We start from the raw sequence: 7639 nt of genomic DNA, 5'->3' as shown, positions 1-7639 counted from the left end.
TTACATTTTCTGATCCAGATTCTTTCCTTTCTCCACATGCTCAAAGTTCGGCAGGAAGCGTTTGATGGCTTCCACCACTTCGGCCTTGGTAAAATCAGGCTCATGGAAAATATCTTCCAACTCGTGGAAGAACGCTTCCAGTTCCTGCATCGGGCGTTTCTTTACATCCTCTATCACGCCCAGGGAGGAGAAACGGTTCATGTTCAGTTTCTCGCCCGGCACGTAGAACTCTTCAAAGTCTTTCTCGCCGGTTGTGTCGCTCCGGAAATAGACTACCGGATAAACCTTACTGTCTTCGGGCATCTCGGCGGCAAACTTCTTGGCTTCCTCATCCGTGGCGCATTCCTTTTTCTCATAACCCAGCGCGGACAGGAAACGGTCACAGATAGTGGAAAAAGTCATCATCTTCTCTTCGCCCAGTTTCGGGAAAAAGATTTCCCCGTTATGACCCAGCATACAGGCGAGCATACAGATTTGTCCGCTTTCTTCGGGAGATACGAAATAACGCTTCACGTCACTCGGAGCCGCCAGAGGCTGTTTCTTCATAATCCGCTCCACAAAGCCTGCCAGCAAAGATCCGTTGGAGAAAGCCACGTTGGCAAAACGGGCAGTAGTCACTTTAAACTTGGGGGTGTAAGCCATAATCATGTCTTCCATAATGCGCTTGCTGGCTCCCATGATGTTCACCGGATTGGCCGCCTTGTCGGTCGATACACAGAAGAAATGGCGGGGAGGGTATTCCGCCAGCAGGTCCAGCAGTTTCTTTGCCCTGATGACATTGTTTTCGATTAAGGCTTGTACGGAATATTTGTCCTTTTCACTGCGCACGTGTTTGTGGGCAGAGAAATTGGCCACAATGTCAAATCCCTTTTCTTCCCGGAAAATGCGTGCGAAAATAGGATCTGCAAAGCTCAACGTGTAGGTACGGTAGTCTTCAGGAACATACATTCCATAAGAAGAACGCAAATCACGGGTCAGTTCTGCCAAACCGTTCTCGTTCAGGTCTACAACAACCAGCTTAGAGGGTCGGAAAGGAAGTATGGCACGTATGTAGGAAGACCCAATAGACCCGGCACCACCTATGACAAGCAGACGCTTGCCTTCAATTTCTTCACGGAGTCTGTCCCTGTTTGCTTCTATATCGGGCGCAAACAGACTGCTCGGACGGGAAGTAATGTTCTCGCCGATAAATTTATTTATATTCAACATGATGTAAGGATATATAAATTATTCAGAGATAGGAGGGCTTATGGATGGGGGATGAACGTAAGCACTCAATAGCATTCACCCTCTTAAAAATCAAGAAAATGAACTTTTGAGTATTGCAGGAATTAACTATTTATGGTGTATTATACAGCCAATGACATAGGAATAAGCCATCAGATTTCTTGTCCCCATCCATTAACAGCCTAATGGGGAGCATATAGTCACGGGGTATAAAGACCTACATGTCTGCAGGTCTCTATAAGAGGGTAAAATGTCAATACTGTTTCGAAAGTCGCTTATATTTACGGTTAGTAGATTGCTTCCGTACATCATCTTTTTCAGCGACTAAAACTGGATTGAGTGCTTACGGTATCTTTAATCAAACGCAGAGACGCAGAGACACAAAGTTCTGTAACAGTCTGTTTGAATAATGAGAGGGAGACCACGGAGTCCGCGACTTCATCGCATACGGCAAGAAAACAAAAACTCTGTGTCTCCGTGCCTCTGTGTTTAGTATCATTCAATTTTGCACATTTACTTACATTCATCGGGAAACTTCCAAACAATGAAAGAAATTTTTCACTGCTCAATCCTCCAGTCGCTAATCGTCCGTTTCTCCGCATCGAAGTTGATACCTACCTTGACAACCGGCAGCCCGCACAAGGCGAAGTGTTCGGGATAATTCTTCAGGTCTATCTGCTGCATCGCCACGTCCGCACTCTTGTCCAGCTTCAGTTCAATGACATACAGCGTGGTGGGTGTGCGAAGCACCACATCCACCCTTCCGCGGGGCGTGCGGACTTCAATATCCACATACATGCCCAACAGGGAAAAAATCACGTAGAACATCTGTTGGTAATGCCCTTCATAATGGGTGTTTTCCGCGTATGGAACCGTACCCAGGAATTCCTGCAAGCGACTGAGGGCGGCATCCATCTCGCCACGGATAATGTCCCGCGAAAGGTAGGCAATCATGGTCGTGGTTTTCAGCGTGTCCGGCATCACATACGAGGGCAACAGGCTCCGCATCAGTCCCACCCGGACTTCCTTGTTAGGCAGACCCAGTGTATAAAGTTCCATGCCTTCGTCATAGTCCTTGATGGTGACGTAACCGCTCTGATACAGCAAGGGAGCTATGTTCTGCATACGTTCGGTGGGCGCATCGAATTCCGCTGCCAAAGCCGGGATACAGTCTATCTCGGAGGGCAGAGTGCCATATTTGCGCAGCATTTCGATTAGATAAGTCGGCGTGCCGCTGCCGAACCAGAAGGAATTCAGCCGGCCTTCGCCGAAAGCCCCCAACAGACTGAACGGGTTGTAGATGTCGGGCGAGGGCCATGTGAAATGGTAGCCGTCGTAGTTGAACTTCAGCCGCTGCAAGGTGTCCTCACGGGAAAGGTTCAGACGGGAGGCCAGCATGTCGATGTCAACATCCATCTGCGTTTCCATCTCTTCCTGTGTGATGCCGCACACGGCGGCGTATTCGGGCAGCATACTGATGTTCTGGATGTTGTTCAGTTCGCTGAAGATGCTCAACTGGGAGAACTTCGTGATGCCCGTCAGGAACACGAAGCGCAGGTAGGGGTCGCAGGCTTTCAGCGGGCTGTAGAAATTGCGCATCACGTTGCGGAGCACAGGAAGCTGTTTTTCTTCATGTACCACGTCGAGCAAGGGGGCATCGTATTCGTCGACGAGAATAACGACCTGCTTGCCTGTCCTGGCGTGTACGTCCAGTATCAGATTCTTCAACCGGATGTTCGCATCCACTGTTTCACGAGGGGTAATACCTAAACGTTTCTCGTTGTCTTCCAGTATGCTATGCAGATAACGGTTCAGCGTATCGCAATCCATGTGCTTGCCCAGACTCATGTCGAGATGCAACACTGGATATTGTGTCCATTCCGTCTCCAACTGCTCCACGGCCAGACCCTTGAACAGTTCTTTCCGCCCCTCGAAGTAGGCATGCAGCGTGCTGGTAAGCAGCGACTTGCCGAAACGGCGCGGACGGCTCAGAAACAGGTATTTGGAATTGCCGTGTGCCATGCGGTACACGTATTCTGTCTTGTCAATGTACAGATATTGCTTGTTTACAAGCTCGGAAAATGTCTGTATCCCTATCGGGTAACGTCTCTTCTGTTCCATGCTGCTTCAGTTTTTCGGGTTCATACGACAAAGATAAACAAAACGGCTGAAACTTCAAACACGTTCCACCTGCCAGTCGCTGAGGGTGCGTTTCTCCTTGTCAAAGTTGATGCCTACCTTCACCACAGGCAACCCACACAGCGCAAAGCGTTCCGGATACTGCTTCAGGTCTATCTGCTGTATAGCCGCTTCGGCGCTCTTGTCCAGCTTCAGTTCGATGACATAAAGCGTAGAGTGCGTGCGCATCACCACGTCCACCCTGCCGTTCGGAGTACGTACCTCCACATCGGCAAAATTTCCCAACAAGGTAAAAATCAGGTAGAGCATCTGCTGGTAATGTCCCTCGTAGTCCGTGTGCTCGCAATAGGGCACGGTAGAGAGAACGGTTTGCATCAGCCGAAGCGCCTCTTCCATCCGTCCGAAATGGATATGCTCTGCCATCTCACCTACCAGCGTGTTGATTTGCGACGGACGCTGCACATAGTTCACCAAGAGACTTTTCATCAGGCCGATGCGCACTTCCCTGTTGGGAAGGTCCAGCAGGTAGAGTTGCGAGAAGGCAGAATAGTCCTTGATAGTCAGGTAGCCGCTCTGATAGAGCAGCGGGGTAATGTCGGTCATCCGTTCGGTGGGAGCATCAAAATCTGACGCCTCACACTTACGACCACCTATTTCCTGCGGGATAACCTGGAACTTGCGCAGCATCTCTATCAGGTAGGTCGGCGTACCGCTGCCGAACCAATAGGAGTTCAGACGCCCTTCGCTGAAAGCATTCAGCAAGCTGAAGGGATTGTACAGGTCGGGCGATGGCCACGTGAAGTGGTAGCCGTCGTAATTGTCTTTCAATTGCTGCAACATCTCTTCGCGGGTCAGTTCCAGGCGGGAGGCCAGCACATCCAGGTCTTTGTCCATCTGCATCTCCATTTCTTCCTGCGTGATGCCACAGACGGCGGCATATTCGGGCAGCATGCTGATGTTCTGGATGTTGTTCAGTTCGCTGAAGATGCTCAGTTGGGAAAACTTGGTGACACCCGTCAGGAACACGAAGCGCAGATAAGGGTCACAGCCTTTCAGCGGACTGTAGAAATTGCGCATGACGTTGCGGAGCACCGGAAGGTCTTTCTCTTCGTGAACCACGTCCAGCAAGGGGGCGTCGTATTCGTCGATAAGGACAACTACCTGGCGGCCGGTCTGCTCGTAGGCATGTTGAATCAGGTTCGCCAGCCGTATATTGCTGTCTACTATGTCTGTGGAAATGCCGAACTGTTTTTCCTGGCCGGACAATTGGTACAACAAAAAGTTTTCCAACTGCTTCCGGTCCATGTGCTTGCCCAGGCTCATGTCGAAATGCAATACCGGATAGGATGTCCATTCCGTCTCCAACTGCTCGATAGCCAGCCCTTTGAAAAGGTCTTTCCTCCCTTCGAAATAGGCATGCAGCGTGCTCGTAAGCAACGACTTGCCGAAACGGCGCGGACGGCTCAGAAACAGGTATTTGGAATTGCCGTGTGCCATGCGGTACACGTATTCTGTCTTGTCAATGTACAGATATTGCTTGTTTACAAGCTCGGAAAATGTCTGTATCCCTATCGGGTAGCGCCTTGGCTGTTCCATACTGATCAAGTTTTCGGGTTCATACCACAAAGATACGCAAAACTAGTGAAAAGTCCAATCTCCTGATGGGATTTATAAATAATCAATCTGAATTAGTTTATATCAAACACAGAGACACAGAGCCACAAAGTTCTGTAACTGTCTGCCGGAAAAATGACGGGAGGGCACAGAGTCCGCGGCTTCGCCGCATACGAGAGAAGGGGAATTAACTCTGTGAGCTATGGATAAAAAAACAAAAAACTCCGTGACTCCGTGCCTCCGTGTTTAGTATCACTTTACTGAGCTTGACAGACTGACACCCCATATATGAACCTTTTATACGCGCGTACGGAGGAAAACAATATAAAAGTAAGTTAACCTCGCCCGCATGCGTAAAATATAGTCACCAAGAAGGTGGCAACCTGTCAAGCCTTGCCAACCACTTAGCGTTTACAACAATCGGTGGCGGGCGTTGTAGTCAGCCTCCAACGCAGCCAACAATTCTTCCAAAAACTGGATTAACCGTTTCTTTCCCATCTGCCGCAATACAGGCAGATAAATACGGAATACTGAATAATAAGGATACAACTTGGGATTCTCGCCCGACTTGACACTGGCAAATATAATCGTTTTCAGTTTGGCCAGTTTACAGATGTCTGCCTGTGACAAACGACGGTTATCTACCTTGATTTCCTCTTGGAGTTTCGAAAAAAAATTCCCAACGCCGGGTTCTTATCGTATTTCTTATGCATAAATACGTGCTGTTTAAATTGTTTTGGTTAATAATTATATTAAATGCGTGCGTAACAACTCACCGCTCATATCTCAAATTTTATCGTTCTGTGGCGATAGACAGCCAAACAAAATCACTCTATGGAACGCAAAGGCACAAAGACACAGATTCCCCATTTTTTGAGAGGACAGAATACAGGATTCGTGTCCCCCTGTGGCTCTGTGTCCACATAAAAAACGTTAAATCTACCCGTTTTTGATACCCATATAGTGGAAATCACAGCGCTTGGCAATTCTGTATTTTCATTCTATCTTCGCTCAAAATTTGAATTTCAAACAAACAAAAACCCATGGAAGGACTAACACTCTCTATCTTCAAAGGATATGCCGACACTTGTCCGGCAGAAATATCGTTGGCAAACATCGTTCAACTGATCCGCAATGACGCGGGCATTGCCACACATACCGAAAAATACCGTTACTACATGCAACAGGGCTGGAAAACGGAAGCTGCACGTGAGAAAAGCTCCTGCCCGTGTTTTGCCGTTTCCGTACGTTTCGCCAACGGGAAGCAACGGGCCGACATACAGGATTGGACCCATCTTTGTCTGGCAGATTTCGACCACATACCCACAGAAAAGCTGGATGAATGCCTGAAACTGATTCGGAACGACCGGCATACCCTGCTGGCTTATATCACGATCAGCCAAAAGGGCATCCGGGTTATCAGCTCATACGCCCCATTGGAAGAAACCCGTTTCCGGACTGAATCCGAACTGCACTCCCAAGCTTTCCTGGCAATGAACCGCCATTATGCCGCGCTTATCGGCCACGAATACGATGAAAAATGCAAAAATGTAACCCGCCTGAGCGGACTGGCGCACGACCCGGAGGTGTGGTTCAACCCGGATGCCCTCCCTTTCCAAGCCCAGGATTTATCCCCGGAACAACCCCCAAAGTCAACTGAACGGACCAGTCAAAGACTGAAACGGGTGGTCCGTGCCATCGAACACCAACTGGAAGCAGAGGGTGTGACGTATGCGGAACATCACCGCAATGAGTATATCATGCGCACAGGCTACCTGCTCAATGACTATGGCGTAAACCGGCAGACTGCCATTGAATGGGCTTTGCAACGGTTTGCCGACTACGACGGCAACGTAGCGGGCATTTTCCATTCATGTTACCGCCAAGTGGAAAAATTCGGGACCCGGCACTTGCCCGGCAAAAAGTCTTCACCAAGCGACGGCGACGCTGCCACATCCGTCGTGTCCGACATCGAGGCCTTCCTCAGCACCCAGGGGCGTTTCCGCAAGAACACAATCACACGCAAGTGCGAAATGGCCGAAACTGGCAGCGACAAGTTCAGCGACCTGACGGACCGCATGGTCAACACGCTCTGGTGCCGCATGTCCAAGGAGGTGAGGTCGGTGCGGCAGCAGGACCTCAGGGCCGTGATCGACTCGGAGTTCGTGGAGCTATACAATCCCTTTGTCAGATACCTGGACAGCCTGGAGCCCTGGGACGGGAAAACCGACCACATCGCAGCCCTGGCCGCGCAGGTGCATGTCACCACGGGAAAGGAACTGTTCCCCGTCTTCTTCAAGAAATGGCTGGTGGCCATGGTGGCTTCCCTGCTCGACGAGAATGTGGTGAACCATGAGATCCTGGTGCTCATCGGACGGCAGGGCATCTACAAGACCACCTGGCTCAACAACCTGCTACCGCCACAGCTGAGAAAGTATTTCTACCTGAAAAGCAACAGCCGGAACATCAGCAAGGACGACCTGCTCACACTCTCCGAATTCGCCATCGTATGCCTCGAGGAGCTGGATGAGATGGAAGGAAGGGAGGTCAACCAACTGAAGGCACTCACCACCATGCGGCATGTCAATGAGAGGGCCGCCTACGCGCACTACAAGGAGAACAGGCCACACATCGCCAGCCTCTGCGGGACCGGAAACAA

5 protein-coding genes are annotated in these 7639 nt (G+C 50.0%); 1 reads left to right on the top strand and 4 read right to left on the bottom strand.

Going from position 1 to position 7639, the window contains the following annotated elements; all coding sequences use genetic code 11:
* The 4 genes from B5F34_RS16755 to B5F34_RS16740 form a co-directional block, all read right to left on the bottom strand.
* Positions 1-1209, bottom strand: coding sequence for a UDP-N-acetylglucosamine 4,6-dehydratase (locus B5F34_RS16755; protein ID WP_087340902.1), 1209 nt, complete (start codon positions 1207-1209; stop codon positions 1-3).
* A 576-nt stretch (positions 1210-1785) separates the two neighbouring features.
* Complete coding sequence (locus B5F34_RS16750) at positions 1786-3348, bottom strand: ATP-binding protein (protein ID WP_087340901.1); 1563 nt, start codon at positions 3346-3348, stop codon at positions 1786-1788.
* 54 nt (positions 3349-3402) lie between these two features.
* Positions 3403-4962 (bottom strand): ATP-binding protein, encoded by a 1560-nt coding sequence (locus tag B5F34_RS16745; RefSeq protein WP_087340900.1) that lies wholly within the window; start codon positions 4960-4962, stop codon positions 3403-3405.
* Between the two features lie 429 nt (positions 4963-5391).
* Positions 5392-5610: a hypothetical protein gene (locus tag B5F34_RS16740; RefSeq protein ID WP_087340899.1), complete on the bottom strand. Its 219-nt coding sequence runs from the start codon at positions 5608-5610 to the stop codon at positions 5392-5394.
* Positions 5611-6023: 413 nt separating this feature from the next.
* On the opposite strand from B5F34_RS16740, the gene B5F34_RS16735 reads away from it, so the two are divergent.
* Positions 6024-7639, top strand: a 1616-nt coding sequence (locus B5F34_RS16735; RefSeq protein ID WP_087340898.1) for a BT4734/BF3469 family protein, incomplete at its 3' end; no start/stop codon positions are given.

Source organism: Mediterranea sp. An20, assembly GCF_002160055.1.
Taxonomy (GTDB): domain Bacteria; phylum Bacteroidota; class Bacteroidia; order Bacteroidales; family Bacteroidaceae; genus Bacteroides; species Bacteroides avicola.
This window is presented reverse-complemented; position numbering and strand designations above follow the sequence as displayed.